Source organism: Deltaproteobacteria bacterium PRO3 (assembly GCA_030263375.1).
Taxonomy (GTDB): Bacteria; UBA10199; UBA10199; order DSSB01; family DSSB01; genus DSSB01.
Map to the genome: position 1 here is coordinate 1 of SZOV01000043.1, position 26,829 is coordinate 26,829.

Here is a 26,829-nt window from a genome sequence, read left to right on the forward strand (position 1 = left end):
GGCAGGCCTTCGCGCTGCGAGCGGTACCCGGCGAAGGAGCTCCCTGGCTCTACTTCGCCAAGCCCACCGAGGACGCGGTGCTTCGCGTGGGCGTCTCCACCGGCGGGAGCCACGCCCTCCTCAACCGCGTTCGTCTCTTTCTTTGGCTGGCGACGGTCCTGCTCTTCGCGAGCAGCTGGCTGTTCTACGCCGCCCTCATCCGGCGGGCGAACGAGTCCCTGGCGCGCTTCCGCAAGATGGTGCGGGGCTTCGAGCAGGGCGAATATGCTCATCGCTTCCTTGTCTTGTCGGAGGACCGGGTAGGTGAGTTCGGCAGGTCGATGAACACCTTGGCCGAAGACCTCGAAGGCAAGATTCGGGCCCTGGCCGAGGAGCGCAACCGGCTGAAGGCCATCCTCTACACGATGCAGGAGGGGGTGATCGTGCTGAATGCCGACGGCAATATCGCCCTGTTCAATCCGGCCATGCGGCGCCTCTTCGGCTTGGACGAATCCGCCTTGGGCAAGCCGCCGATCGAGGTGATCCGCAACGCCGACCTGCAGGGCATCGTCGACCAGAGCCTGGCCGGACAGGCCGTGGAGAGCCGGGAACTGCGGGTCATTCGCGGCGGCCAAGAGCGCCTCCTGATGGCGCAGGCGACGCCCTTCTCCGACAAGTCCCAGCCGCTGGGCGCGATCCTCGTGATGTACGACGTCACCGAACTGCGCCGCCTCGAGCGGGTGCGCCGCGACTTCGTCGCCAACGTCTCCCACGAGCTCAAGACGCCGCTGACCTCGATCCAGGGTTACGTCGAGACGCTGCTCGACGCGCCGGGCGACGCCGAGCAGACCCGCAAATTCCTCTCCGTGATCGACGCCAACGCGCGCCGGCTCGGCAAGCTGATCGAGGACCTGCTGCGCCTCTCCGAGATCGAAAGCCAGGCCTTTGTCCTGAGGCCCGAGGTCTTTTCGGCCGCCGAATGGATCGGCGAGATCGTCGCCCTGCACGAGGGCCTGCTCAAGCGCAAGGACATGCGCGTCGAGACGACGGTGGTGCCGGAAGGGCTGCGCCTGCGCTCGGACCGCATGGCGCTCAGCCACATCCTCGGCAACCTGCTCGAGAACGCCGTCAAGTACGGCAAGCCGGGGACCGCGATCCGCATCGCTTGCCGTCAAGAGGGCGGCGACGCCCGCTTCAGCGTGCAAGACGAGGGCATCGGCATCGCCCCGGCCCATCTCGAGCGCATCTTCGAGCGCTTCTACCGCGTCGACCGCTCCCGCAGCCGGCAAGAGGGGGGCACGGGACTGGGTCTGGCCATCGTCAAGCACCTCGTCCAACTCTTGGGCGGAGAGGTCCGGGTCGAGAGCGTGGAGGGCGCGGGCTCGACTTTCCATTTCACCGTCCCCGGTTCCGTCCTCTAGCCGAAATTTTGCCGTGCCGTCATTTCCCCGTCACCGACGCCGGGGCATATTTCACTCGGCCCGAGCCGGCTTTGTTTCGGAATTGAAGAGGCTTCGTCACACCGTCGTCACATTAGGTCCGCTAATAGGAGGGACGTCATGAACATCCGCAAACAACTCTCGATCGCCGGGGCGATGGCCTTGGCGCTCTTTGCCTTGACCGCCTGCGGGGAAGGCTCCCGGAAGGCCGCCGACTCCGCGCCGGCCCCCGCCGCGTCCAACAATATCACCGTCAAGGGCTCCGACACCATGGTGGTCCTGGGCCAACGCTGGGCGGAGACCTACATGAAGGCGAACCCGGGCGTCACGATCCAGGTGACCGGAGGCGGCAGTGGTACGGGCATCGCGGCGTTGCTCAACGGCACCACCAACCTGGCCAATTCCAGCCGCCCGATCAAGGCCGAGGAGCTCAAGAAGGCCAAGGAGCAGGGTAAGGAGATCCAGGAGCACAAGGTGGCCTTCGACGGCCTGGCGGTGGTGGTGAACAAGACGAGCCCCGTCCAGCAGCTCAGCCTCCAGCAGATCATGGGCATCTACACGGGCCATTTCAACAACTGGAAGGAAGTCGGCGGCCCCGACCAAAAGATCCTGCGTTATTGTCGCGAGGCCAACAGCGGCACCTACGTCTTCTTCAAGGAGCACGTCCTGGCCGACCGGGACTACGCACCCGACTGTCAGACGATGCCGGGGACGGGGGCCGTCGCCGAGGCCGTCTCCAAAGATCCCAACGGCATCGGCTACGGCGGCGTCTCGTATTTCGAAAACCGCCCCGAGCTGAAGATCCTCGCGGTGAAGAAGGACGAGGCCTCCGAGGCTGTCAGCCCCGTCACCGCCGAGGGCAAGGTGAACGCGGCGCAGATCCGCAGCCTGCAATACCCGATCTCGCGCAACCTCTACGTCTACGTGCTTGGGACCCAGACGCCCGAGATCAAGGCCTATCTCGATTGGATTCTCGGCGAAGGCGGTCAGAAGGTGGTGGCGGAGGTGGGCTACGTGCCGCTGAAGGATTTGGGCGCCGCGACCGCGAACGCCGGCGCCAGGTAAGACGACTCGAGGTTTTTGCCGAGCCGCCTCGGCGCCCGCGATCCAAGCTTGTCATTATGGAGCAGTTGGTCCAAAAAACCCTCGTGACCGGATCCTCCGAAGCCAAGGCCTCTCCCCGAGCCCCCGTCTCGACCGGCGGCGGCCTACGCCAATTCCATGGCCGGCAGCGACTGCGGGAAGGCCTGATCCACGCCTTTCTGGCGTTCAACGGCTACCTCGCGATCCTCCTGATCGCGCTCATCTTCCTTTTCCTTTTTAAAGAGGGGTTCCAGGCCCTGAAGACCGTCCAGCCCCTACAGTGGATCGGCCACAAGACCCTGGACTTCGACGGGCGCGAGGTCTTCCGCTTCATCTGGCAGCCGCTCAGCTCCACGCCCAAGTACTCGCTGATGCCGCTCTTGTCGGGCAGCTTCCTCGTCGCCCTGCCGGCGACGCTCTTGTCCACGGTGATCGGCATCGGCTGCGGGGTCTACCTGGCCGAGCTGGCCTCGCCCCGCGTCCGGGAGCTGCTCAAGCCGGTGGTCGAGCTGCTCGCGGGCATTCCCACCGTGGTGATCGGCTTCCTGGCCCTGAGCGTCCTGGCCTCGGTCGTGCAAAGCGTCTTCCATACCCAATTTCGCCTCAACGCCTTCGTCGGCGCCCTGGGGGTCTCCCTGGTCATCATCCCCGTCATCGCCAGCATGACGGAGGACGCCCTGCGCGCGGTGCCCAACGAGCTGCGCGAGGCGAGCTACGGCCTCGGGGCCACGCGTTGGGAGACCCTGAGCCGGGTGATCCTGCCCGCCGGCGTCTCCGGGATCTCCGCCGCCATCCTGCTCGGGATGGGCCGGGCCTTGGGCGAGACGATGATCGTCCTGATGGCCACCGGCAACGCGGCGGTCTTCACCGCCGACATCTTCTCCAGCGTCCGAACGATGACGGCGACCATCGCGGCCGAACTGGGCTCGGCGGCCCAGGGCAGCGAGGTCTACTACGCGCTCTTCTTCGTGGGCTCGGTGCTCTTCACCCTGACCTTCATCATCAACCTCGTCTCCGAGATCGTCGTGGAGCGGATGCGCCGGAGGTTGAAGCTGTGAAGCTGGGACGCGACATCGTGGGCGTCTTCTTCGAGGGCCTGTGCCGGGGCTGCGCCCTGCTGGTCTGCCTGGCGGTTTTCACCATCCTGGGTTTCATCTTCGTCAAGGGCGCCGGGACGATCTCCTGGGAGTTTCTCAGCACCGCACCCAGCGACGGCATGACCCACGGCGGGATCTTTCCGGCCATCTTCGGGACCGTCGCCATTACCCTGCTCATGATCGTGATGGCCCTGCCGCTCGGCGTGGCGGCGGCGGTCTACCTCAACGAGTACGCGGGCCGGGGGCGCGGCGCGCGCTTCATCCGCGCGGCGATCAACAACCTGGCCGGGGTGCCGTCGATCGTCTTCGGCCTCTTCGGGGTGGGATTTTTCGTGCTCTTCGTCGGCCGCAACCTCGACCGGGTCCTGCAGACCGGCCTGCTCTTCGGGCAGCCGGCCATGCTCTGGGCGGCGGCGACCTTGGCCGTGCTGGTCCTGCCGGTGATCATCGTGACCACCGAAGAGGCCTTGAAGGCCGTGCCGCTGAGCCACCGCGAGGCGGCCTACGGGCTGGGGGCGACGCGCTGGCAGATGATCCGCAGGGTTGTCCTCCCCCAGGCCCTACCCGGCATCCTTACCGGGGCCATCCTCAGCATCAGCCGCGGGGCGGGCGAGACGGCGCCCATCCTCTTCACCGGGGCGGCCTATTTCCTGCCGCGCCTGCCCGTGACGAAGCTCTTCGGGGTGATCCCCATGATCAACCCCCTCGACCAATTCATGGAGCTGGCCTACCACATCTTCATCATGGCCACCCAATCGACCAATGTCGAATTGACCCGGCCCATCCAATACGGTACCGCTTTGGTATTGTTGGCCCTGACCTTCACGCTCAACCTGGGCGCGATCCTGATGCGGATCCGCTTCCGGAGAAAGCTGCGCCGAGCCTAGATGAACACCGCCCCCGCCATTGTGCCCCAGCCCAACAAAATCGAGGTCCAAGCGCTCGATTACTTCTACGGGACCGAGCAGGCCCTGTTCGGGGTCTCGATGGACATCTCCGACAAGCAGGTGACCGCCATCATCGGGCCCTCGGGCTGCGGCAAATCCACGCTGATCAAGGCGATCAACCGGATCGGGGAGATCTCCAACGACATCCGCATCCACGGCGACGTGCGCTTGGACGGCGCTAGCGTCTACGGAAAATCGGTCAACTTAGTCGAGCTCCGGCGTCGGGTGGGGATGGTCTTCCAAAAGCCCAACCCCTTCCCCAAGAGCATCCTCGAGAACGTCCTGTTCGGGCCCAAGCTCCACGGCGTCAAGGACCGCGACCGGCTCGAGGAGATCGCCGAGACCAGCCTGCACAAGGCCGCCCTCTGGAACGAGGTGAAGGACAAGCTGAACAAGAGCGCGATGGAGCTCTCGGGCGGCCAGCAACAGCGCCTTTGCATCGCCCGCGCCCTGGCGGTCGACCCCGAGGTCCTGCTGATGGACGAGCCCTGTTCGGCCCTGGACCCCATCGGCACCGCCCGCATCGAGGAGACCATCGAGGTCCTGAAGGACCAGTATTGCATCGTGATCGTCACCCACAACATGCAGCAGGCCGCCCGCGTTTCCCAGTCGACGGCCTTCTTCATGAAGGGTAAGATCATCGAGTACGATGAGACCGAAAAGATTTTCACCACGCCCGCGGAGAAATTGACCGAGGACTACATCACCGGGAGGTTCGGTTAATTGGAACACACCAGCAAGCAATACGAAGCCGAGTTGCGCGAGCTCAAAGAGAAGCTGCTCTCGATGGGCAGCCGCATCGAAGAGCTGATCAAGGACGCCATGCAGGCCCTGGTCGAGCGGGACACCGAACTGGCGCGGAAGGTCATCCACGGCGACCACCGCGTCAACCGCCTCGAGATGGAGATCGACGAGCTCTGCCTCAAGCTCTTGGCCCTGCGCCAGCCGACCGCGGTGGACCTGCGCTTCATCACCCTGGGCCTCAAGATCGTCGCCGACCTCGAGCGCGTCGGCGACCTGGCCGTCAACATCGCCGAGCGGGCCATCGAGCTCAACCAGGAGGCGCCGCTCAAGCCCTACATCGACCTGCCGAAGATGGCCGCCGACGTGCAAGAGATGCTGCGCAAGGCCCTGGACGCCTTCGTCAAGGAGGACGTCGCCCTGGCGGAGTCCGTGCTGGGCGCCGACGACCAGATCGACGAGGTCAACCACAAGATCTTCGAGGAGCTGGTCGACTACATGGCCCGCGACAAGGCCAACATCAAAAGGGCCTGCCGCCTCATGTTCGTCAGCCGCTACCTCGAGCGCATCGCCGACCACGCGACCAACGTCGCCGAGATGGTCATCTTCATGGTGCAGGGCCGGGACGTCCGCCACCTCCATTCGGTCGGCCCCTAAATCCGCAAATTTAATAAAAAAACCCGCTCCGGAGCGACCCGGGGCGGGCTTGGAATCATCGAAATGGCTCGAGCCTTTCGCGGCGCTAGCGCACCATGTTCTTCAATTGCTTCCCGGCCTTGAATTTCGGGACGCTGGAGGCCTTGATGTTGATGGGGGCGCCGGTCTGGGGATTGCGGCCGGTGCGGGCGCGGCGTTTGGACACCATGAAGGTGCCGAAACCGGTGAGGGTGATCTTGTCCTTGCGCTTCAGGCACTTCGCGACGTTGCTGGTCAGCGAATTGATCGCCTTCTCGGCGCTGGCTTTGGAGATGCGGGCCTCTTTGGCCACCAGGTTGATGAGTTCGGCTTTGGTCATAGAACCTCCCATTAGGGTTTTTATTTAACAACCAGCAGGCGTCATCTCTTCTGAAACAACTTAGGGCCTGTTTCGGCCCCGAACCACTGCAGACATGGGGTCTGTTCGTTGTTAAATCGGGAGCAGGTTTTATGACCGACGGGGAAGCGGGTTCTGTACTTATTTTCCGCCTCGCCCGGCCGCTGAGCCAGGCTCACTGCGGCTTAGCGACGGATTCTATCTTAGGCTTCCCGCTTCTCCTGTCAACGGCAAATCGTGCCTTCCTCGTTTTTTTTCGGGGATTTTCGGCCGAAATCCGGGCCTCGGCGCGTCATTGACATCGGCCGGTCGAGCCGTTAGAAGCTTTAGGCGCGTCATTCGGCGCGCGCGCGGCGCCCCTCGCGGAAGCGCCGCCTTTCATCGCCTGCAGGAGCCTGCCATGGTGCGTTCGGCCGAAATCGTCCCCATCAACATCGAAGACGAGATGCGCGACGCCTATCTCGATTACTCGATGTCCGTCATCATCGGGCGGGCGTTGCCCGACGTGCGCGACGGGCTCAAGCCGGTCCACCGCCGCATCCTCTACGCGATGTTCCGCGAGGGCCTGCTCAGCAACAAGCGTTTCAGCAAGTGCGCCGGCGTGGTCGGCGAGGTGCTCAAAAAGTACCATCCCCACGGCGATTCCGCGGTCTACGACTCGTTGGTCCGCATGGCCCAGCCCTGGAACCTGCGCTACCCCTTGATCGACGGTCAGGGAAACTTCGGCTCCATCGACGGCGATCCCGCCGCGGCCTACCGCTACACCGAGGCGCGCCTGATGGCGATCGCCGAGGAGATGCTGGCCGACATCGACAAAGAGACGGTCGACTTCATTCCCAACTTCGACAACTCTACCGAAGAGCCGACGGTGCTTCCCACCCGCATCCCGAACTTGCTGATCAACGGCTCCGACGGCATCGCGGTCGGCATGGCGACCAAGATCCCGCCGCACAACCTGAAAGAGATCATCGCGGCGCTCCTGGCTTTAATCGAAGACCCCGAGGTCAAAAACGAAAAATTATACCAACTGGTGCCTGGCCCCGACTTCCCGACGGGCGCCTTCATCTACGGCCGCGACGGGATCAAGCAGGCCTACGAGACCGGCCGCGGCTTGATCCAGATGCGGGCCCGCGCCAACATCGAGCCCATCGCCAAGGGCGACAAAGAGGCGATCATCGTCTCCGAGCTGCCCTTTCAGGTCAACAAGGCCAAGCTGATCGAGCAGATCGCCCACCTGGTCCGCGACGGCAAGATCGAGGGGATCGGCGACCTGCGCGACGAGTCCGACCGCGAGGGCATGCGCATCGTGATCGAGCTCAAGCGCGGCACCGTGGCGGGGGTCATCCTCAACCAGCTATACAAGCACACCCCGATGCAGAGCTCCTTCGGCGTGATTCTGCTCTCCATCGTCCAGGGCCAGCCGCGGGTCTTGGGCCTGCGCGACATGCTGCAGCTCTTCCTCGACCACCGCAAGGAAGTGGTGACGCGGCGCACGGTCTTCGAGCTGCGCAAGGCGGAAGAGCGGGCGCACATCTTGGAAGGTCTCAAGATCGCCGTCGAAAATATCGACGAGGTCGTCGCCATCATCAAAAAGTCGAAGACCCCGGCCGAGGCCAAGGACGGCCTGATGACGCGCTTCAAATTGAGCGAGGTCCAGGCCCAGGCCATCCTCGACCTGCGCCTGCAGCGCCTGACCGGCCTGGAGCGCGACAAGATCCTCCAAGAGTTCAACGAAATCCAAGACCTGATCAAGCGCCTCAAAGAGATCCTGGCCAGCGAGAAGCTTGTCTTCAAGATCATCGCCGACGAGCTGAAAGAGATCCGCGACAAGTACGGCGACGACCGCCGCACCGAGATCATGGCGACCCAGCAGGAGATCAGCGTCGAGGATTTGATCCAGGAAGAAGACATGGTCGTCACGGTCAGCCACAACGGCTACATCAAGCGCAACGCGATCAGCCTCTACCGCGCGCAGCGCCGCGGCGGCCGGGGTAAGACCGGGATGACGACGCGCGACGAGGACTTCGTCGAGGACCTCTTCGTCGCCTCGACGCACAGCTACGTCCTGGTCTTCAGCACGAAGGGCAAGGTTTATTGGCTGAAGGTCCACGAGATCCCCCAGGCCGGCCGCGCCACCAAGGGCAAGGCCATCGTCAACCTGCTCAACTTCGCCCAGGGCGAAAATTTGGCCGCGATCCTGCCGGTGCGCGAATTCAAGGAAGGCCTCTCCGTCGTGATGTGCACTCGCAACGGCACGATCAAGAAGACCGACCTGATGGCCTTCAGCCACCCTCGCGCCGGCGGCATCATCGCCCTGGGCATCGAGGAGGGCGACGAACTGATCGCCGCCACGCTCAGCGAGGGCAACAAGGACATCCTGATCGGCACTGCCGAGGGCATGACCATCCGCTTCGAGGACCAGGAGGTCCGCGAGATGGGCCGCACCGCCTACGGCGTCCGCGGCATCAAGCTCGAGGACGGCGACTTCGTCGTCGGCATGGAGGTCGTCAACGACGGCGCCGCCATCCTCACGGTCTCGGCCAACGGCCTCGGCAAGCGCACGCCCACCGACGAATATCGCGTCCAGGGCCGCGGCGGCGTCGGGGTCATCACCATGAAGGTCACCGACAAGACCGGCAAGGTGGTGGCGGTGAAGCAGGTCTCCGACACCGACGAAATCATGCTGATCACCAACTCCGGAAAGATCATCCGCATGCCGGTCAACAACATCTCGATCATCGGCCGCAACACCCAGGGCGTGCGCCTGATCAACCTCGAGGAGGGCGAGCAGGTCAGCGCCGTCGCCAAGCTGGCCGAAAGCGAAGAGGACGAGGAGAAAGAGACGGCCTCCTAGGGCGGTTTTAAATGTCCCGCGTCAAGATCCTCATTTTCGCCCTGGTATTGGCCGCCATCGCCGCCGGCTTCTACCTGGTGCCCCGCAAGCGGCCCTTCGAGTCCTACACGGGACGCGCTGCCGAGGCCTTCCAGCTCAAGGAATTCGAGCGCAGCATCGAGCTCTACCTCAAGGCCCTCAACCTCTATCCCCAGCACCCCCGCACCGCCGAGGTCCTCTTGACCATCGGAGACATCTACAATTTTTCGCTCGGGAACTCGGAGAAGGCCGGCAAGGCCTACGACATGGTCACGACGCGCTTCCCCAAGACGCCTCAGGCCCGCAAGGCCTTCGCCCACGCCGCCGAGATGTACGAGAAGGGCGAGCAGTTTCAGAACGCCTTGCTTTCCTACCAGGGCATCATCGACCAATTCCCGGACTCGGAGGGCCTGGACCAAGTCCGCCTCAACGTCGCGATGATGGCGGTGAAGCTCAACAAGTACGAGCCGGCCCGGCGCACGCTCATGGCCATCATCGAACAAAACCCCGAGACGCCGATCGCGGACCAAGTGCTCTACCAGCTGGGCAATGTCTTCTTCATGGAGGGCTCCTCCAAGGAGGCGATCGAGGTGCTGCGGGTAACTTCCGAAAAGTACAAGGACAGCCCGCTCTATACCGAGATGCTCTTCACCATGGGCAACGCCTACGAGGAGATCGGCCAGATCGACAACGCGACCAAGATTTACAAGGCGATCCGCTACACCTACCCCAACCCGCGCGTGGTTGAGAACAAGCTCGAGAAGCTGGAAGACCGCCTCAAACAGACCAAGCAGATGGAGGCGAGGGCGAAACAGGCGGCCAAGCTGGCGAATCAGGCCCACGCCCTGCACGGCGCGGAATCCCAGCCGGAGACGCGAAAGTCCGGCTTCCGCGGCCGCAAGAAGGATCGCAAGATCGACAAGAGCTTTTTGGAAATGATGGAGGGCGAGCCATGAAAAAGAAACTCAAAAGATTCTTCCTGCTGGGGTGCCTGATCGCCGTGGCCGCCTGCGGTTCCCAAGAGGGTCTGACCCCGGTCCGCATCCTCGCCCCCGACGGCACCCTGCGCGGAGAATTCCAGGCGGAGCTCGCCGCGACCCCGGCCCAGCTGGCTCAGGGCCTGATGTACCGCCAGGAGCTGGGCCCTGAGCGAGGCATGCTGTTTATCTTTCCCGAGGTCACCCAGACCTCCTTCTGGATGAAAAACACCCTGATACCCCTCGACATGATCTTCATCGGGGCCGACAAGAAAATCGTCTCGATCGTCGAGAACGCCGCTCCCCAGACCACCACCCCTCGCTCAGCGGAGGGTCCCTTTCAGTACGTGCTGGAGGTGGAGGGAGGCCGTTCCGCGGCCCTCGGCGTCCAGCCGGGGGATAAGGTGGAGTTCGAGGCCAAGCCCTGAGAATGGACATTGTCTGCTCCCGACGAAGGGGAGTAAGATTTTTCCCTAAAGGGTAGGGAATTCCTGCCACGGGGAATTTTCCAGACAAAGCTCGAAAACCTTGAAACCAGGGGGTAGGTATGAAGATAGCCGGTTTTATTACTATTTTCATGGTACTGGGTATATTTGCCGGATCGGAAACCGCCATGGCGCAGACCGAAGAGGAAGAGACCTGCGGCATGGTCGCTGTCGCCTGCGATAAGGACGAAGACGGTCTTCCCGACGAATGTTGCCTGATGGAGGATGTGGAGGACGCCACCGCCAGCGATGGCAGCGTCTACCAGGTCATTACCGCAGCGGGCAGGGATAAAGACCCTTGCAAAGGAAGAACTGTTTCCACGGACACTAATAACGATACGATCCCGGATTCCTGCTGCAAGCCTGCGCAAAGAGCCCCGGACAGAAAAGACATCTGTCACGGCCAAACGGTTCCAGCCATCGATTCGAGCACGGGCGCGGCCGTTTGTTGCACGAGACAGAAGATTTAGTCGTCCCGAATCAGGGCTGCTTCCCGGGGGCGGCGGCCTCGGTCTTTTTCTCGGCGGCCTTGGGATCGGCGGCCGGTGCCGCTGGCGCAGGGGCCGGAGCGGCGGGTTTCGCCTCGACCTGAATGGAAGGCGCAGCGCCGCCCGCAGGGGCAGGGGGCTGGGCCGCAGCGGCCGGAGCACCGAGGGCCTTCAGCGACTCGTCTTTATAGTCGGTGGTCTTGCCCTTGGTGAGGTTGGCCATCAGCTCGTTCTTCACCTGCGAGCGCAGCTTGAACTTAATGGTGTTCTGCACCTCTTCGTAGGGGGCGACCTGCGCGACCTCGACGACCTTGACGATGTGGTAGCCGTCTTTGGCCAGGATCGGGTCGCTGATCTCGCCGGCCTTCATCGTGAAGGACTTTTCGATCAATTCGTTCCAACCCAGGCGCTCGGCGCGGCGGTCGCCGCGGCTGAGCAGGCCGATCTCGCCGCCGCGGGTCTTGGTGCCGCGGTCGTCGGAGTACTCGGTGACGACCACCTCCCAGGCGGCGCCGCCGGCCAGCTTGGCCTTGGCCTCTTGAGCCTTCTTTAAGGCCGCGGCCTCCAGGGCCTTGGTGTCGGGCTGCGCGGGCGGCTTGCCCTTGTCGCCGGGGGCCGGCGGAGTGGGGCTGGTCTTGAGCAGGATGTGCGCGACCTTGACGCGGGAGAATTCTTTTTCCTTGTTTTGCTCGTAGTATTCTTTGGATTTTTTGTCGACGGCGTCGTCGAGGACGGCCTGGGCGTAGATCACGCGCTCGTAGAGGGCCGCCTTCTCTTGCACCTCGGGCTTATTGGGGATGCCGCGGTTGAGGCTTTCTTTGTAGAGCAATTCCTGTTCGAGCAGGCTGTCGATCAGGCGCTTCTTCCCGGCGGGCGTCTTGATCTGAGCGGAGATGTTGGGGTTCACCCGGCTCAAGACCTCGAGGTAGCCCTCGTTGATGTCCACGGGACCGAGCTCGGCCAGGGCCTTGCCCTTGTTGAGGTCGCTTTCGAGGCTTCCGGAACCGGCGGATTTTCCGCCCCCGCAGGCGGCGAGGGAGAGGGCCAATAGGGAAGTGACGGCGTAACGGCTTGCTTTCATGGGCTTAGACTCCTTTGCGATTTCGGAATGCCTGAGAAACGGCTGAAAAGCAGGGTAAGATTTAAGAAGAATTAGGACGGAACGTCAATCTTATTCGCCGGATGGCGCCGGCGACGCCCGGCCCCCGGTGCGCACTTTTCCCGAGACCTCGGGGCGGAAATTCATTATGAAGCCCCATGCGTCGCTTCGCCCTCTGGATGAGCACAGGACTGGGGATCGGCTACATCCCCTTCGCCTCGGGGACCTTCGGGACTCTTTGGGGGGCCTTGCTGTTCTACCTGAGCCGGGACCTTCCCTGGCAGCTCACGGCGGGGGCGATCCTGCTCTTCATCTTATTTTCGGTTTATTGCGCTCAACGTGCGGAAGAGGCCTTGGGCGGCCACGACAGCTCGCGCATCGTCATCGACGAGGTGGCCGGCTATCTGGTGGCCGTGATCGCGATTCCTTTTAGTTGGCGGACGATGCTGCTCGCCTTCCTCCTCTTCCGGCTTTTCGATATCGCCAAACCTTATCCCATCCGTCAAATCGACCGCCGTTGGGGCGGGGGCTGGGGCGTGGTCATGGACGACGTCCTGGCGGGCGTCTTCTCCAACCTAAGCCTTCGGCTTATTATGTGGGTCTGGGGGATCCTATGATCGTCGAGATCCTGGCCACGGGCAACGAGGTGGTCGACGGCGACGTCGTCAATTCCAACGCGAGCTGGCTGGCCCAGCGGATGCGGGAGGCCGGCTTCGAGCCGCGTTTTCACAGCGCCGTCCCGGACGACGAGGGCCTGATCGCGGCGGCCCTGCGCCAGGCCGTCGCCCGCGCCGATATCGTCCTGGTGACCGGCGGGCTAGGCCCCACGGTCGACGACCTGACCTTGGAGGTCGCCGCCAAGACCTTCGGCCGCCCGCTCGAGGTGCATGAGGAAAGCCTGCGTCGCATCCGCGGATTCTTCGAACGCCTCGGCCGCAAGATCGGCCCCAATCAGGAAAAGCAGGCCTGGCTGCCCCAGGGCTGTACGCCCCTGCCCAACGACGTGGGCACGGCTCCCGGGGCCTATTGGGTGGAGGGCCGGGCGCACCTTGCCTTCTTTCCCGGCGTGCCCAAGGAGCTGCACGAGATGTTCCGCCGGCATTTCCTGCCGCTTGTCTCGGGCTTAAGCGGGGGCGCCGCGCTGGCGCGCAAGACGCTCCATTGCTTCGGCATGCCGGAGGGGCAGCTCGACCAAGACCTGCGCCCCCTGCTCGACGAGCGCCGCGAGCTGGATGGAGTCAAGCTCGGCTTTCGCGTGCGCTTCCCGACGATCGACCTGCGGCTGTGGTGTTCGGCCAAGGACCGCGCGACCGCGGAGGCCCGGGTCGCGACCGCGGCGAAGAAGATCTACGCCAAGGTGGGGGAGGGGATCTTCGGCGAAGACGAGGTACGCCTCGAGGAGGTCGTCGGGCGCCTGTTGCTCGAGCGCGGCAAGACCCTGGCCACCGCCGAGTCCTGCACGGGCGGCCTCTTGGCCAGCCTGATCACCGACGTGCCGGGGGCGAGCCGCTATTTCCTCGAGGGCGTCGTGACCTACTCGAACGCGGCCAAGGTGCGGCAGCTCGGCGTCGCACCGGCCACCCTCGAGGCGCACGGCGCGGTCAGCGCCGAGGTCGCCCTCGAGATGGCCCGAGGGATCCGCGCCCGCAGCGGCGCGGACTTCGGCGTGGGGATCACCGGCATCGCGGGGCCGGAGGGCGGCTCGCCGGAAAAACCGGTCGGAACGGTGCACATCGCGGTCGCCCATCCCGACGGCGAGTGGGAGCAGCGCTTCCTCTTTCCCTTCGACCGGCTGCGCTTCAAGCAGCTGGCCGCGGCGGCGGCCTTGGATAAGGTGCGTCGGTTAATGAAAGCGATGGAATAAGCGGGTATATCGTTCGATGAATGCCCCCTACAGACCGCGCGGACCTTTTATTAATATAGTCATAAATTATGACTAGATTTTTGCAACGGCCTGTATTACATTGGTGCTTATGGAAACGATCGGTTCCGCCAAATTTAAAGAACAATGCCTGGCCCTGCTGGACAGGGTTGGGCCCGAAGGCATTGTTATCACCAAGCACGGCAAGGCAGTTGCCAAATTGGTACCCATCTCCGCCGAATCCTCGGGGTTGATCGGCAGTCTCAAGGGAAAAATCAAGGTCAAGGGGGACGTCATGTCCACGGGTGCGTCCTGGAATGCTGAATCTTGACACACATATTCTGATCTTCGCCCTGGAAGGTTCTTTAAGCCTGAAAGAACGAAAGCTCCTGGAAAAAGAAAGCTGGGGAATTTCCGCGATCGTCCTTTGGGAGCTCGCCAAGCTCTCGGAGCTGGGCAGGATCGAGATGGATCTCGAGGATCCAGAAGTCCTCCGCGCCCTCTCCAAGCTTCATGTGTGGCCAATCGATCTTGACGTCTGCCGCACCTTAAAAAAATTGGATTTTAAAAGCGATCCGGCGGACGAGTTAATCGCGGCGACCAGCCTACTGCACAAAGTTCCCCTATTGACTCGAGATCGGAAAATCAAAAGATCCAAGCGGGTTCCTTTGGCTAAGGGGTGAGGCATCGTATTTTCGGTCTTAGTCGGCCGAATTTCGGACGGTACCCTCGCCGGAAATGACGCCAGCCCTTCCCTATTTCCTCATTTGTCTGGCATTAAGATTGCTTCTCTCCTGGCAGAGCCAGGTGGTCACAAACCGTGACCACCTCCTTCGAAAACCCAATTGACAAAGCCCCACGCCGGGCCTAGTCCCATTTAAACCGCAGACCCCATTTCGAGGAGAATGCCCATGTCCCAAGCCCCTACCCCGCAGAACACCGAACGCGAAAAAGCCATCGCCCTCGCCTTGAGCGGCATCGAAAAACAATTCGGCAAAGGCTCGATCATGCGCCTAGGCGAGGTCGAGTTCCAGCCGATGGGTAGCGACCTGGTGATCCCCACCGGGTCGATCTCGCTCGACATCGCGCTGGGGGTCGGCGGCCTGCCGAAGGGGCGCATCGTCGAGATCTACGGACCCGAATCCTCGGGTAAAACCACCTTGGCCTTGCAAGTGGTCGCCCAAGCCCAGAAAAAAGGCGGCGTTTGCGCGGTGATCGACGCCGAGCACGCCCTCGACGTACAGTACGCGAAAAAATTGGGCGTCAAGACCGAGGACCTTTTGGTCAGCCAGCCCGACAGCGGCGAGCAGGCCCTCGAGATCGCCGAGTCGCTGGTCCGCAGCAACGCGATCGACGTCATCGTCGTCGACTCGGTGGCGGCCCTGGTGCCCAAGGCCGAGCTGGAGGGCGAGATGGGCGACGCGCAGATGGGCGCCCAGGCCCGCCTGATGAGCCAGGCCCTGCGCAAGATGACCGCGCTGATCAACAAGTCCAACACGTTGGTCATCTTCATCAACCAGATCCGCATGAAGATCGGCGTGATGTTCGGCAACCCCGAGACTACCACCGGCGGCAACGCCCTTAAATTCTACGCCTCGGTGCGCATGGACATCCGGCGCATCGGCGCGATCAAGGTCGGCGACCAGGCGGTCGGCAACCGCACCCGCGTCAAGATCGTCAAAAACAAGGTGGCGCCGCCCTTCCGCGAGGTCGAGTTCGACATCATGTACGGCGAGGGCGTCTCCCGCGAGGGCGACCTGCTCGACCTGGCCGGCAACAGCGGCCTGATCGACAAGACGGGCTCCTGGTTCAGCTACGGCAAAGAGCGCATCGGCCAGGGCCGGGACAACGCGAAGGAGTTCCTCAAGAGCAATCCCAAGATCACCGACGAAATCGAGCAGAAGCTCCGCGAGCATTACGGCCTGGGCGCCCCGGCCAAGGGCGCCGAAAAGGCGGAGAAGGCCGAGGCCGCGCCCGAGAAGAAGCGGGCCTAAGCGCCTTACTGACGGCTTTGCGAAAGCCGATGTCCTCCAGACGGCGGGGCATCGGCTTTTTTCTTTGAAATTGGCTTTTTTGGGACGGCTTGTTAGGTCTCGGGGGATAGATTTTGCCGGCAGGCGAAGGTATGTTAGGTTAAAACGCTATGAAATCCGCTGAAATCCGCGAATCCTTCCTGAAATTCTTCGAAACCAAGGCCCACAAACGCCTGAAGAGCGCCTCGCTCATCCCCGACCGCGACCCGACCCTCTTTTTCACCAACGCGGGGATGGTGCCCTTCAAGAACGTCTTCCTCGGCCAGGAGAACATCGGCACGCAGCGCGCCACCACCTCGCAGAAGTGCATGCGCGTCTCCGGCAAGCACAACGACCTCGAAAACGTCGGTCGCACCCACCGCCACCACACCTTTTTCGAGATGCTCGGCAATTTCAGTTTCGGCGACTACTTCAAGCGCGACGCCGTCGCCTTCGCCTGGGAATACCTGACCCAAGTCCTCAAGCTCGACAAGGACCGCCTGTGGGTGACGGTGTTCCGCGAGGACGACGAGGCGGAGAAGCTCTGGAAGGAGTTGAGCCAGGTCCCCGCCGAGCGCATCCTGCGCTTGGACGAGGCCGACAACTTTTGGAGCATGGGCGAGACCGGCCCCTGCGGCCCCTGCACCGAGATCCATTACGACTTCGACGGCGCGGTCGGCAAGAGCCGCGCCGACTTTCTGGCCGGCTCCGAGTCCGGCCGCATCATGGAGATCTGGAACCTGGTCTTCATGCAGTTCGACCGCGGCGCCGACGGCAAGCTGACGCCGCTGCCCAAGCCCAGCGTCGACACCGGCATGGGGCTCGAGCGCCTCTCCTGCGTGGTGCAGGGCGTCTACAGCAATTACGACAGCGACCTCTTCACCCCCTTGCTCGCGAAGATCGCCGAGCTCAGCGGCAAGAAGTACGGCGCCGACGAAAACACCGACGTCTCGATGCGCGTCGTCGCCGACCACATCCGCGCCACGACCTTCCTGATCGGCGACGGCGTCATGCCCTCCAACGAGGGCCGCGGCTACGTCCTGCGCCGCATCATGCGCCGCGCGATCCGCCATGGGCGGATGCTGGGCCTGCACGAACCCTTCTTCTTCCAGATCGTCCCGGTCCTGGTCGCCGAGATGGGCGGGATCTACCCGGAGATCGCCGCCAATCAAAAATTCATCGAAGAGGTGATCCGCGCCGAGGAGCTGCGTTTCCTCGAGACCCTCGAGAAGGGGCTGGAGATCCTCGAGAGCGAGATCGCCGCAACGAAGCGGGCGGGCAAGAAGACGCTCTCCGGCGAGGTGGCCTTCAAGCTCTACGACACCTACGGCTTTCCCCTGGATCTCACCGAGACCATCGCGATCGAATCCCAGCTGGTCGTCGACCACGCCGAATTCGAACGCCTGATGGAGGGCCAGCGCGACAAGGCCCGCGCGGCCTGGAAGGGCTCGGGCGAGGCGAAGACCGCCGAGGTCCATCAAGAGATGGTCGCGGAGGGGATCGCGACGCACTTCCTCGGCTACCAGACCCTCGACTGCATCTCGAAGATCAGCGCCATCGTCAAGGACGGCCGGCAGGTCGAGGTTGCCCAGGCCGGAGACGAGGTCGAGGTCTTCTGCGAGTACAGCCCCTTCTACGCCGAGTCCGGCGGCCAGGTCGGCGACCAGGGCCAGATCATCGCGCCCCAGGCCCTGGGCGAGGTGAAGGACACGCAGAAGCCGGCCGGCGACTTGATCGCGCACATGACCAAGGTCGTGCAGGGCGCGCTGAAGGTCGGCGACGAGGTTCATCTCAAGGTCAATCCCCTGACGCGGGCCCCGACGCGGCTCAACCACACCGCGACGCACCTGCTGCACGCGGCCCTGCGCAAGGTTCTGGGCGAGCACGTCAAGCAGGCCGGCTCGCTGGTGGCGCCCGAGCGGCTGCGTTTCGATTTCAGCCACTTCCAGCCCATGACCCGCGAGGAGATCCGCGCCGTCGAGGACCTGGTCAACGAGAAGATCCGCGAGGACATCGAGGTGCAGAAGAAAGAGATGGCCTACGACGAGGCGATGGGCGAGGGGGCGATGGCCCTGTTCGGCGAGAAGTACGGCGACCGGGTGCGCGTCTTGAAAATCGAGCACTTCTCCACCGAGCTCTGCGGCGGCACCCATGTGGACCGCACCGGTGAGATCGGTCTTTTCAAGATCGTGAGCGAGTCCTCGGTGGCGGCCGGAGTCAGGCGCATCGAGGCCATCACGGGCGCGGGGGCCCTCCAATATCTCCGCGACCTCGAGGACAAGTGGACCGGCCTGGCGCGGCGGCTCAAGGCCGCGCCCGACGAGATCCCCGAGCGCATCGAAAAGCAGGCCGAACTGTTGAAGAAGTACGAGCGCGAACTGAGCCAGCTGAAGGCCAAGCTGGCGAGCGGCGGGGGCGGCGGCGAGGGCGATCTGATGCGGCAGGTCCGCGAGGTGGGCGGCGTCAAGGTCCTGGCCCTGCGGCGCGACATCGACGACCTCAAGTCGCTGCGCGACTTCTCCGACCAGGTGAAGAATAAGCTGGGCAGCGGCGTCTCGGTGATCGGCTCGGCGGCGGAGGGGAAGGCGACGCTGATCGTGCGCGTCTCGAAAGACCTCACCCCGCGCTTCGACGCCGGCAAGCTCGCCAAAGAGCTGGCCGCCTTGGTCGGCGGCTCCGGCGGCGGCAAGGCCGAGATGGCGCAGGCGGGCGGGCCCAATCTGGAGGGCCTCGACGGGGCCTTGAGCAAGGTTTACGATCTGGTGCAAGGGTGAGGCGGGGGTGATCCGCGTGCCGCTTCTCGACGTCAAAGGCTTCAATCAATTCCAGGACGAGATCCTCGTCATCGACGTCAATCTAAACGACGAAATCGACCCCAAGGACGAGTTTATCGCCGTGCAGGTGGAGGGGATGAAGCGGGGGGAGCGGATCGACTACCACCATCCGCGCTTCGCGGAGCTTCGGCAGCGCTATCTGGCCTTTCTGGAGACGTCGTAGGGGCGACCGGGATTCGCTTCTGCTAGGCTGCGCCTTCCGCCAGCCTCAAGTACATCTTCGCCCCCTCGTGGCCAGGCTCGGCCTTGAGCGTCTTCTTCCACTGCGCCACCGCTTCCTTGGTCTTGCCCGCGGCGTAGAGCGTCACGCCCAGCTGGACGCCGGCGTAGTGGTACTTGGGGTTGGCCTTCAGGACGCGCTTGAATTCTTCGATCGCGTCCTTGTGTTTGCCCATCTCGCGGAGGCACACCGCCAATTTGCAGCGGATGTCGAGGAAGGTCGGCCCCAGGTGCAGGGCCTTGCGGTACTCCTCGATCGCCTCTTTGTAGAACCCGATCCCCTCGTAGATGTCGCCCACCTCGGCGTGGCGGTTGGCCAGCTTGGCGCGGATGAAGGGGTCCATCTTGCTGCCCTTGTGCTCGCGGGATTTCTCTTGGACCTTGGCATAGAGGGCGCGGGCCTTCTTGTACTCGCCCAGGTCGTTGTAGAGCACGGCCAAGTTGAGCAGGGCCTCGGTGTACTTCGGATTGATCTTGAGCGCCTTTTCGAAATAGCCGGTCGCGTCGGTGAACTGCCCCGAGTTGTGCGAGATGACGCCGAGCATGTTGTAGACGTCGGCGAAATAGGGCTTCTTTTGGATCAGCTGGAGGAAGATTTTCTGGGCGTGCTCGTATTGGTGCTGCTGGAAGGCCTTCTTGCCCTCGGAGAACAAGGCGCGGATTTCGTCCATGGCTATCTCCTTCGAAGCTTGACTTAGTTGCCGGCCGGGGTCGGAGCCGGGGCCGAGGCCAGGCCGACCTTCTTCAACACCTTTTGGGTCTTCTTGCTGTCGGGAAATTTCTCCCGCATCAGCTGCGCCGCGCCCTGGGCCTTCTCTTTTTCGCCCAGCTTATGGAAGGCCAGCGCGGTGCGCTCCAGGGCCTCCTCGTCGTAGCCCAGGCCGGGGTACTCCTGCAGCACTTGCAAAAAGCGCGGGATGGCCGCGCGGTATTGGCCGCTCTTGAAATAAAATTTGCCGACATACATGTCTTTCTTCGCCCCGCGGCCGCGGACCTCGTCGTATTTCGCCTTCGCCATCTCGGCATAGGGGCTGCCGGGGAAACGGCGGAAGACCATCGCGAAGTTCTCCTCGGCCTGGTTCATCGAGGATAGGTCGCGGTCGATGCCCTTGGGCAGCTGTTTTTCATAAGAGAGGCCGGCGCGGTAGTAGGCGTAGTCGAGCTTCTCGCTGGTGGGGTGCAGCCGCGTGAAGAGGTTGTAGGTCTCGGCGGCCAGGACCCAGTCTTTTTTGCGAAAATAGGCGTCGGCGATGTTCAGTTCGGCATCCAGGGCGTAGGTGCTGTCGGGGAAGCGGCTCTTGAAGATCTCGAGGCACTCGACCGCCTCTTGGAACTTCTTCTTCTCGCTCAGCTTCATGCACTTCTCGATGGCCTGCACGTCGGTCTCGTCGCCGGAAAATTTGAAGGATTTTTTCTGGCAGGCCCCGGCGATCATTACCAAGGCGGGGAACAGGAGCAGGAGGGGCCATTTTCGCATAGGGGCGGATCTTAGGAAGATCGCCGGAATGAAGTCAAGGAAGAGCTGGCGCTTTTCTCGTAGTTTCAGGGGGTTGGCCGTTTGTTCCGCCGCAGGGACGCTACTTGACAGCCCCGAGGGGCAAACTTATTAAATGAAGCAGGAGTCCAATCCGATGAGCGACGCGGAAGAATTGGAAAATCAAGGATTTAAGGTAAAGGACCGGCGGCGCTTCCATCCGGACGGCACTCCGGTGGAGGGCCGGAACGAAGCGGCCCCGCAGGAAAGCGCCGAGGACGCCCCTTCCGTGGAGACCCCTAAGGCTCCCGAGGCCGCCGAGGCCCCGGAGTCCCTGCGGGAGATACCTGCGGATTTCTCCTCCTTGGTCCTTTCCCTGGCCGCGGGCGCGCACAGCGGGCTGGGCCTGGCCCCCCACCCGATGAGCGGGAAGGTGGAGAAAAACCTGGTCCAGGCCAAGTACAACATCGACCTCCTGGGGATCCTGGAGGCGAAGACGCAGGGGCATTTGACGCCGGAGGAGGCGCAGTTATTGCAAGCCGTCCTCTACGACCTGCGGATGCGTTTTGTGGAGGCGCAGACATCTTCATGAAAACCGATCGCAGCCGTTTTTCGTTAGAACCACGCATGGGAAAGAAATATTCTCTGCGCACCCTTTTGCTCACCGCCGTCCTCTCGGCCGGCGTCGGCCTGGGCATCGCCGTCAAGCTGGATTGGCTGCAACCCAGCTCCGCCCAAAGCGAAGCGGCCTCGGCGCCGCCCCCGCTCTTTTCCCCGCCGCGCGGCGCGCCCTCCTCCTTCGCCGACCTGACGAAGCAGGTTCAGGCGGCGGTGGTCAACATCAGCACCTCCAAGACCCTGCGCCCGCGGGGGCGTTACCCCAATCCCTTGTACGAGGACTTTTACAACCGCTATTACCAGTCCAACCCTCAGCGCCGTCAAAGCAGCCTGGGTTCCGGTTTCATCCTGAACAAGGACGGCTACATCCTCACCAATAACCACGTGGTCAGCGGCGCGGACGAGATCGAGGTCAAGCTCTCCGACGGGCGCAGCCTGGCGGCCCGCATCGTCGGCTCCGATCCCAAGACGGACATCGCGGTCATCAAGATCGACGCCCACGAAAGCCTCCCCACGGTGGCCTTAGGCAATTCCGACTCCCTCGAGATCGGCGATTGGGTCCTGGCGATCGGCAATCCCTTCGGCCTCACCCAGACCGTGACGGCGGGCATCGTCAGCGCGAAGGGCCGGGTGATCGGCGCCGGGCCTTACGACGACTTCATCCAGACCGACGCCTCGATCAACCCGGGCAATTCCGGCGGGCCGCTCTTCAACCTGCGCGGCGAGGTGGTGGGCGTCAACACGGCCGTCGTCGCCGCCGGCCAGGGGCTGGGCTTCGCCATCCCCATCAACATGGCCAAGCAGGTCATTCCCAAGCTGATCAAGGGGCAGAAGGTGGAACGCGGCTACTTGGGCATCGGCCTGCAAGAGGTCACCCCCGAGCTGATGCAGGCCATGGGACTGAGCAAGCCGGAAGGCGCCTTGGTCGGGCAGGTCTTCGAAGGCTCTCCCGCGCACCGCGCCGGGATCCAGGCGGGGGACCTGATCCTCGGCCTGAACAGCCAGCCCATCCAAAAGACCAACGACCTCCCGATCCTGGTCGGGCAGGCCGAAGTCGGCTCCGAGGTGACGATCGACGTCCTGCGCCGTGGGGAACGGAAGAGTTTTCAGGTGAAGGTCGCCTCGCAGAGCGAGGTAAGTCAGGTGATTGCCGGCAGCGCCGTCGGCGGCGGCAACAGCAGCTCGATCGGGCTGGCGATTCGCGACGTCAATCCCTTGGAGAGCCAGCGCAACGGCCTGCCGCCCGGGCAGGGCGTGACGGTAACCGACATCGACGAGCGTTCGGCCGCGGCCTTCGTCGGCATTCAACCCGGCGACGTGATCCTCAAATTCAACGACCAACCCGTCGTCGGCAGCCGGGATTTCTTGAAGAAGAGCGAGGGATTGAAGCGTGGGCAGACGGTGCGCATGCTGGTCAAGCGCGGGCCGATGACGAGCTTCTTCGCCTTCAAGATCTAGTAGGGGCGAACCTTGGGTTCGCCCCTACCTGTTCCGGAAATATCTCCCCAGCCCCCAATCGATCAGCTTCGGAAAGAAAAAATTCCCCCACACCAATAGCCGGTTGCTCCAAGAGACGAATTCGTCGCGCTTGCCGCGGACGTAGGCGCGCGCCAGTTTGCGGGCGACCTTCTCCGGGGGCATCCCCGAGCGCTCCGTCGAGAAGGGCCGCCAGCCAAAGCTCTTGGCGTTCGCGGAGAAGGGCGTGCGCGTGCGGCCGGGGTAGCTGTTGACCACGCAGATCCCCTCGCGTTTCAGCTCGACGCGCAGGGCCTCGGCGAAGCCGTTTAAGGCCGATTTGGAGGCCGAATAGACGCTCAGCCGCGCGATGGCGCGCCAGGAGACGATGGAGGAGACCAGCAGGAGCGTCGGGCGCGGCGATTTTTTCAGGAGCGGCAGCAGGCCGCGGGTCAGGGCCAGCACGCTGAAGAAATTGAGCTCGAAGAGCTCGCGGACGTCGGCCTCCGCGTATTGCTCGAAGGCGCCGTAGAGGCCGGCGCCCGCGTTGTGCGCGATGCCGTCCAGACGCCCCCCCGACAGGATTTTTTCGACCAGGGAGGCGACCTGCTCCGGCTTCATGAGGTCCGCGACGAGGTATTCGCAGGGAACGCCCGACCGGCGCAGCTCCTCGCAGAGCGCGCGCAATCGGTCCTCGCTGCGCGCGACCAGCAGTAACTCGGCGCCGCGCCCGGCGAACTCGCGGGCCAAGGCCTCGCCGATGCCCATCGAGGCGCCGGTGATCAGGATGCGTTGGCCGCGCAGCTCCTCGCTCATTTTAAAATTGGAAGGCGTAGCCCAGGGTGACCTGCACGCCGCGCAGGTCCAGGCCGTCGTTGATCATCCCGCGGTATTCCGACGAGACGTTGATCCGGCTCGAGCTGAATTTGTACTCGAGGCCGCCGCCGGCCGTGAAGGTGAAATTGGTGTCGTCGAAGATCGGCGAGCCGAAGTCGTTGAAGTCGAGGTGGTAGAAGCCGACCGTCCCGATGAAAAAGGGACGGAACTTGGTGCGGATCGGCGTGATCTTGAGGCCGCCCTCCAGCATGAAGAAGAAGGTGGTGGCATTGAAGAAGCCCTCGGTGCTGCCGATCGCCTGGGAGAGGCGCATCAGGGGCTGGACGATGCCGCGGAAATTGTAGCCGCCGTAGACCGAGCCGTAATACTGCAGGTCCATGAAGTTGCCGCTGGTGCCCACGAAGAAGAGCACGCCTTGGTCGCTGCCGATGAACCAGCCGTCCTCGTCCTGCTCGCTTAAGTCGATGCTGGCCGGATAGGAAGGATTGGCCCCGCCGGTATCTTGCGGCAACTCTTGACCTTGGCCGAAGGCGGGGAGTCCCGCGGCGACAGTGGCGAAACAAGTTAAAATCATTAAGAATTTTTTCATGGAATTCCTCGCATGGGAGCCGTGCCCGAGGGCCTTTTCTGGCATCCCGCGCCCGCGAAGTCCATGAAAATTATGGGGCTTAACGTGTGGATCGAGCTCAGAGCCCCTCGGTCCCCGTGCGGATCGTATAGGCGCTCTCCACCGGGGTGACGAAGATCTTGCCGTCGCCGATCTTGCCGGTGAAGGCGGCGTCGCGCAGCACCTTGACCAGTTTCTTCTCCTCCCCGTCGTCGACGACGATCATCAGGCAGGTCTTGTAGAGCTCGAGGTAGTGTACGCCGCCCTTCTTGACCCCTTTTTGCTTGCCGCGGCCGATCACCTCCCAGCGGGTGTAGGAGACGAAGCCGTGCCTCTCGAGGGCCTGGATGACCTTTTCTTCTTGGTCGCCGCGGATCACGGCGCGGACCATCTTCATGTCATTCTCCTTCGATGGGCAGGACGAAGACGCGGCCGTCTCCGAATTGCCGGGTGCAGTTTTTCTCGAGGATCTTGCGGATGATCTTGGGGGCGTCCTTCGCCTCGACCAGGGCGGAGAGCTTCGCCTTGCGCAGGTAGGGCGAGGTCTGGCTCTTCCAGCGCCCGAACCAACCGCGGAACAGGCGCTGGCCCATCTCCTTGCCGCGCCCGAAGACGGACTGCCTTGCGACGTAGAGGGCCCCATGGGAGAGGAGGATCTCCTCGGTGTCCAGGGCCCGCTCGGGTCGCACGATGGCGACGATCTCTTTAAGCGGCATGGGGCGTCTTTTCCCTCAAGTAAAAGTACAGTAGCCGCGGGGCGAGACCGCCGCCCTCGCTCCAGCGCCCGAGGCGTCGGCCGAGCCGCATCAGGTACAGGGATAGGCCCAAGTATCGCGGGTATTTTTTTGGAGGACTTCTCATGCCGGATAGGATTATCAAGATCCATGCCAAAGAAATTTAGGCTGATGCCCCGTTAAAGGGCGTTTCAGCCCGGGGGGCCGCCTCCTTTTTCGGCCACTGAACAAAGCTTAGGCAGGTGAACATGAAAAACGGATCTTGGATTTTGATCGCATTGGCGACCCTCGGCCTCTTTCCCGCCGGGGCCGGCGCCCAAGGCGCGGCGGCTCTCGCCGACCGCGTCCAGAAGACCTACGAGCAGGCCGGCGACCTGAGCATCGACTTCACCCAAAAAACCTACGTGGCGGTCTTGGAGAAAGAAGTGAGCAAGAAGGGCAGGGCCCTCTTCAAGAAACCCGGCAAGCTGGCGATCCACTACGAAGGGTCCCGCGGCCGCAATTACTTGGGCGACGGCAAGAACCTCTGGATCTTCGAGACGGGGGACCCCCAGGTCGAGAAGCTCGCCTTGGACGAGGAGAGCCTCCCCGCCGAGGCCCTGAGCTTCTTAGGCGGCCTGGGCAACCTCAAACGGGATTTCGCGGTGGAGGAGGTCGATCCCAAGAAGTGGCAAACCCTGAAGCGGGAGAAGGGCGACCTGCAGTGGTTGGAATTGACACCGCTGCAAAAACGTTCCAGCCTCCAGTGGCTGGTGATGGGCTTCGACCCGGCGACCGCCTATGCCCGCGAGGTCTTCCTCTTCACCGATTCCGGAAATTTGAGCCACTACGTCTTCGACAAGGTGGCATTGAATCAGGGGCTCGGCGACGAGCTCTTCGTCTACAAGAAAAAATAAGCGAGGTTCCCATGCCGTCTTTCGACGCGGTCAGCGAAGTCGACCACCAAGAGGTCGACAACGCCGTCAACCAGGCCACCAAAGAAATCCAACAGCGCTACGACTTCAAGGGCACCAAGACCGAGCTCAAGCTCGACAAGAACAATATCCACGTCGTCAGCGACAACGAGACCAAGATGAAGGCCGTGATCGAGATCCTCCAAACCAAGGCGATGCGGCGCGGGATCGACATCAAGTCGCTGTCCGTCGGCAAGATCGAGCCGGCCGGCGGCCAGCTGGTCAAGTGCGACGTCAAGGTCCTCGAGGGCATCGAGACCGAGAAGGCCAAGAAGCTCACCGCGGCGATCAAGGACAGCAAGCTCAAGGTCCAGGCCCAGATCCAGGACAACCAGGTCCGGGTGACGGGCAAGAAGCGGGACGACCTGCAGGAGGCCATCGCCCTGCTTAAAGGCCAGGACTTCGGGATTCCCCTGCAATTCAAGAACTTTCGCGATTAGGCTTAGCTAGCCTCGCCCGGCCCCGGCGCAACTTTGCCTCTTTCCCACCGAAAACCCCTTGTTATTTATAGAGCTTCCGCATTAGGCCCGCCCGGGCCATGGGAGGCTGTTGAAAAGGCTTGGCCCGAACGCCGGTGGTTTTTTCAACAGTGAACTAGGGTTGGGGAATTCATGACCGCTCGCATCGACAGGACTTGGTTGCCTCGCTTGGACGCGCCCGCGCGCGCCGAGCTGGAGTCACTGGCGCGCGAAACCGATGCGGATTTGTATGAGGAAGGGCTGCTCGCCTTCGCCGGGCGCCAGGAGCGTGCCGAGCGCCCCGAGATCGCCGCCCGCGTCTACGCCGCCCTTGTCCAAGACGCCGAATCGCCGCGACATCGGGAACGGGCCTCGAGAAATCTCGATGCCTTGGAAGGCCGTGGTCCCTTGGGCGCCCGCGCCGAGCTCTTGCTGCGCGGCCTGGCGCGGCAGGGCAGCGACCCGGTCCTGATCGGCTCGATGCTGGCGGCGGGACGCCCGTCGATGGCGCACAGGATCTCCGCCGT

30 protein-coding genes are annotated in these 26,829 nt (G+C 63.2%); 22 read left to right on the plus strand and 8 right to left on the minus strand.

Features of this window, described 5'->3' with window-relative positions; all coding sequences use genetic code 11:
• The 6 genes from FBR05_08220 to phoU form a co-directional block, all read left to right on the plus strand.
• A partial coding sequence (locus tag FBR05_08220; protein ID MDL1872179.1) for a PAS domain S-box protein occupies positions 1–1,400 on the plus strand: 1,400 nt, incomplete at its 5' end.
• A 174-nt stretch (positions 1,401–1,574) separates the two neighbouring features.
• The gene (locus FBR05_08225) at positions 1,575–2,483 is read left to right on the plus strand and encodes a PstS family phosphate ABC transporter substrate-binding protein (protein MDL1872180.1); all 909 of its coding nucleotides are present in this window, start codon (positions 1,575–1,577) and stop codon (positions 2,481–2,483) included.
• Positions 2,484–2,539: 56 nt separating this feature from the next.
• Positions 2,540–3,559 carry a phosphate ABC transporter permease subunit PstC gene (pstC, locus tag FBR05_08230; GenBank protein ID MDL1872181.1) on the plus strand — a complete coding sequence of 340 codons (1,020 nt, stop codon included), beginning with the start codon at positions 2,540–2,542 and terminating at the stop codon, positions 3,557–3,559.
• Positions 3,556–4,485, plus strand: coding sequence for a phosphate ABC transporter permease PstA (gene pstA, locus FBR05_08235; protein MDL1872182.1), 930 nt, complete (start codon positions 3,556–3,558; stop codon positions 4,483–4,485). The genes pstC and pstA overlap by 4 nt, the downstream gene beginning before the upstream one ends.
• A gap of 21 nt (positions 4,486–4,506) precedes the next feature.
• Entirely contained in the window at positions 4,507–5,268 is a 762-nt protein-coding gene (gene pstB / locus FBR05_08240) for a phosphate ABC transporter ATP-binding protein (protein MDL1872183.1), read from the plus strand.
• Entirely contained in the window at positions 5,269–5,943 is a 675-nt protein-coding gene (gene phoU / locus FBR05_08245) for a phosphate signaling complex protein PhoU (protein ID MDL1872184.1), read from the plus strand.
• Between the two features lie 85 nt (positions 5,944–6,028).
• Here the strand turns inward: phoU and FBR05_08250 are convergent, their stop codons facing one another.
• A complete protein-coding gene (locus FBR05_08250) occupies positions 6,029–6,301 on the minus strand; it encodes an HU family DNA-binding protein (GenBank protein MDL1872185.1) in 273 nt (90 codons plus the stop codon).
• Positions 6,302–6,719: 418 nt separating this feature from the next.
• Here FBR05_08250 and gyrA point away from each other — a divergent pair, with 418 nt between their 5' ends.
• From gyrA to FBR05_08270, 4 genes are all read left to right on the plus strand, one after another.
• Complete coding sequence (gene gyrA / locus FBR05_08255; GenBank protein ID MDL1872186.1) at positions 6,720–9,173, plus strand: DNA gyrase subunit A; 2,454 nt, start codon at positions 6,720–6,722, stop codon at positions 9,171–9,173.
• An 11-nt stretch (positions 9,174–9,184) separates the two neighbouring features.
• A complete protein-coding gene (locus tag FBR05_08260; protein MDL1872187.1) occupies positions 9,185–10,147 on the plus strand; it encodes a tetratricopeptide repeat protein in 963 nt (320 codons plus the stop codon).
• The gene (locus tag FBR05_08265; GenBank protein ID MDL1872188.1) at positions 10,144–10,596 is read left to right on the plus strand and encodes a DUF192 domain-containing protein; all 453 of its coding nucleotides are present in this window, start codon (positions 10,144–10,146) and stop codon (positions 10,594–10,596) included. Before FBR05_08260 ends, FBR05_08265 begins: the two co-directional genes overlap by 4 nt.
• A gap of 119 nt (positions 10,597–10,715) precedes the next feature.
• Positions 10,716–11,123, plus strand: a complete 408-nt coding sequence (locus tag FBR05_08270) for a hypothetical protein (protein ID MDL1872189.1) — start codon at positions 10,716–10,718, stop codon at positions 11,121–11,123.
• A 10-nt stretch (positions 11,124–11,133) separates the two neighbouring features.
• Here FBR05_08270 and FBR05_08275 read toward each other — a convergent pair whose 3' ends face one another.
• Positions 11,134–12,222: a hypothetical protein gene (locus tag FBR05_08275; GenBank protein ID MDL1872190.1), complete on the minus strand. Its 1,089-nt coding sequence runs from the start codon at positions 12,220–12,222 to the stop codon at positions 11,134–11,136.
• Between the two features lie 176 nt (positions 12,223–12,398).
• On the opposite strand from FBR05_08275, the gene FBR05_08280 reads away from it, so the two are divergent.
• The 7 genes from FBR05_08280 to FBR05_08310 all read left to right on the plus strand — a co-directional run bounded on the left by FBR05_08280 (position 12,399) and on the right by FBR05_08310 (position 19,110).
• A complete protein-coding gene (locus FBR05_08280) occupies positions 12,399–12,857 on the plus strand; it encodes a phosphatidylglycerophosphatase A (GenBank protein MDL1872191.1) in 459 nt (152 codons plus the stop codon).
• Positions 12,854–14,104 (plus strand): competence/damage-inducible protein A, encoded by a 1,251-nt coding sequence (locus FBR05_08285; protein ID MDL1872192.1) that lies wholly within the window; start codon positions 12,854–12,856, stop codon positions 14,102–14,104. The genes FBR05_08280 and FBR05_08285 overlap by 4 nt, the downstream gene beginning before the upstream one ends.
• A 109-nt stretch (positions 14,105–14,213) precedes the next feature.
• A complete protein-coding gene (locus FBR05_08290) occupies positions 14,214–14,432 on the plus strand; it encodes a type II toxin-antitoxin system Phd/YefM family antitoxin (protein MDL1872193.1) in 219 nt (72 codons plus the stop codon).
• Positions 14,419–14,784, plus strand: coding sequence for a type II toxin-antitoxin system VapC family toxin (locus FBR05_08295; GenBank protein MDL1872194.1), 366 nt, complete (start codon positions 14,419–14,421; stop codon positions 14,782–14,784). Before FBR05_08290 ends, FBR05_08295 begins: the two co-directional genes overlap by 14 nt.
• A 228-nt stretch (positions 14,785–15,012) precedes the next feature.
• The gene (gene recA / locus FBR05_08300; protein MDL1872195.1) at positions 15,013–16,095 is read left to right on the plus strand and encodes a recombinase RecA; all 1,083 of its coding nucleotides are present in this window, start codon (positions 15,013–15,015) and stop codon (positions 16,093–16,095) included.
• A gap of 149 nt (positions 16,096–16,244) precedes the next feature.
• On the plus strand, positions 16,245–18,887 hold the full coding sequence (gene alaS, locus FBR05_08305) for an alanine--tRNA ligase (protein MDL1872196.1): 2,643 nt from the start codon (positions 16,245–16,247) through the stop codon (positions 18,885–18,887).
• Positions 18,888–18,903: 16 nt separating this feature from the next.
• Positions 18,904–19,110 (plus strand): hypothetical protein, encoded by a 207-nt coding sequence (locus FBR05_08310; GenBank protein MDL1872197.1) that lies wholly within the window; start codon positions 18,904–18,906, stop codon positions 19,108–19,110.
• 22 nt (positions 19,111–19,132) lie between these two features.
• Here FBR05_08310 and FBR05_08315 read toward each other — a convergent pair whose 3' ends face one another.
• Positions 19,133–19,837 (minus strand): tetratricopeptide repeat protein, encoded by a 705-nt coding sequence (locus FBR05_08315; GenBank protein ID MDL1872198.1) that lies wholly within the window; start codon positions 19,835–19,837, stop codon positions 19,133–19,135.
• Between the two features lie 23 nt (positions 19,838–19,860).
• The gene (locus FBR05_08320) at positions 19,861–20,643 is read right to left on the minus strand and encodes an outer membrane protein assembly factor BamD (GenBank protein MDL1872199.1); all 783 of its coding nucleotides are present in this window, start codon (positions 20,641–20,643) and stop codon (positions 19,861–19,863) included.
• 154 nt (positions 20,644–20,797) lie between these two features.
• On the opposite strand from FBR05_08320, the gene FBR05_08325 reads away from it, so the two are divergent.
• Positions 20,798–21,232: a DUF1844 domain-containing protein gene (locus tag FBR05_08325; GenBank protein ID MDL1872200.1), complete on the plus strand. Its 435-nt coding sequence runs from the start codon at positions 20,798–20,800 to the stop codon at positions 21,230–21,232.
• Positions 21,229–22,716: a DegQ family serine endoprotease gene (locus tag FBR05_08330; protein MDL1872201.1), complete on the plus strand. Its 1,488-nt coding sequence runs from the start codon at positions 21,229–21,231 to the stop codon at positions 22,714–22,716. The genes FBR05_08325 and FBR05_08330 overlap by 4 nt, the downstream gene beginning before the upstream one ends.
• 24 nt (positions 22,717–22,740) lie before the next feature.
• On the opposite strand, the gene FBR05_08335 is transcribed toward FBR05_08330, so the two are convergent.
• The 4 genes from FBR05_08335 to FBR05_08350 are packed head-to-tail and all read right to left on the minus strand — an operon-like array spanning position 22,741 to position 24,873.
• Positions 22,741–23,529, minus strand: a complete 789-nt coding sequence (locus FBR05_08335; protein ID MDL1872202.1) for an SDR family NAD(P)-dependent oxidoreductase — start codon at positions 23,527–23,529, stop codon at positions 22,741–22,743.
• 1 nt (position 23,530) lies between these two features.
• Positions 23,531–24,184 carry a porin family protein gene (locus FBR05_08340; protein MDL1872203.1) on the minus strand — a complete coding sequence of 218 codons (654 nt, stop codon included), beginning with the start codon at positions 24,182–24,184 and terminating at the stop codon, positions 23,531–23,533.
• 52 nt (positions 24,185–24,236) lie between these two features.
• Positions 24,237–24,554, minus strand: coding sequence for a P-II family nitrogen regulator (locus FBR05_08345; protein ID MDL1872204.1), 318 nt, complete (start codon positions 24,552–24,554; stop codon positions 24,237–24,239).
• A 1-nt stretch (position 24,555) separates the two neighbouring features.
• Positions 24,556–24,873, minus strand: a complete 318-nt coding sequence (locus tag FBR05_08350; protein ID MDL1872205.1) for a P-II family nitrogen regulator — start codon at positions 24,871–24,873, stop codon at positions 24,556–24,558.
• Between the two features lie 266 nt (positions 24,874–25,139).
• Between FBR05_08350 and FBR05_08355 the strand changes: the two genes are divergently transcribed.
• The 3 genes from FBR05_08355 to FBR05_08365 form a co-directional block, all read left to right on the plus strand.
• Positions 25,140–25,787: an outer membrane lipoprotein carrier protein LolA gene (locus FBR05_08355; GenBank protein ID MDL1872206.1), complete on the plus strand. Its 648-nt coding sequence runs from the start codon at positions 25,140–25,142 to the stop codon at positions 25,785–25,787.
• A gap of 11 nt (positions 25,788–25,798) precedes the next feature.
• Positions 25,799–26,284, plus strand: coding sequence for a YajQ family cyclic di-GMP-binding protein (locus tag FBR05_08360; protein ID MDL1872207.1), 486 nt, complete (start codon positions 25,799–25,801; stop codon positions 26,282–26,284).
• 171 nt (positions 26,285–26,455) lie between these two features.
• On the plus strand, positions 26,456–26,829 hold a 374-nt coding region (locus tag FBR05_08365), incomplete at its 3' end, for a hypothetical protein (GenBank protein MDL1872208.1).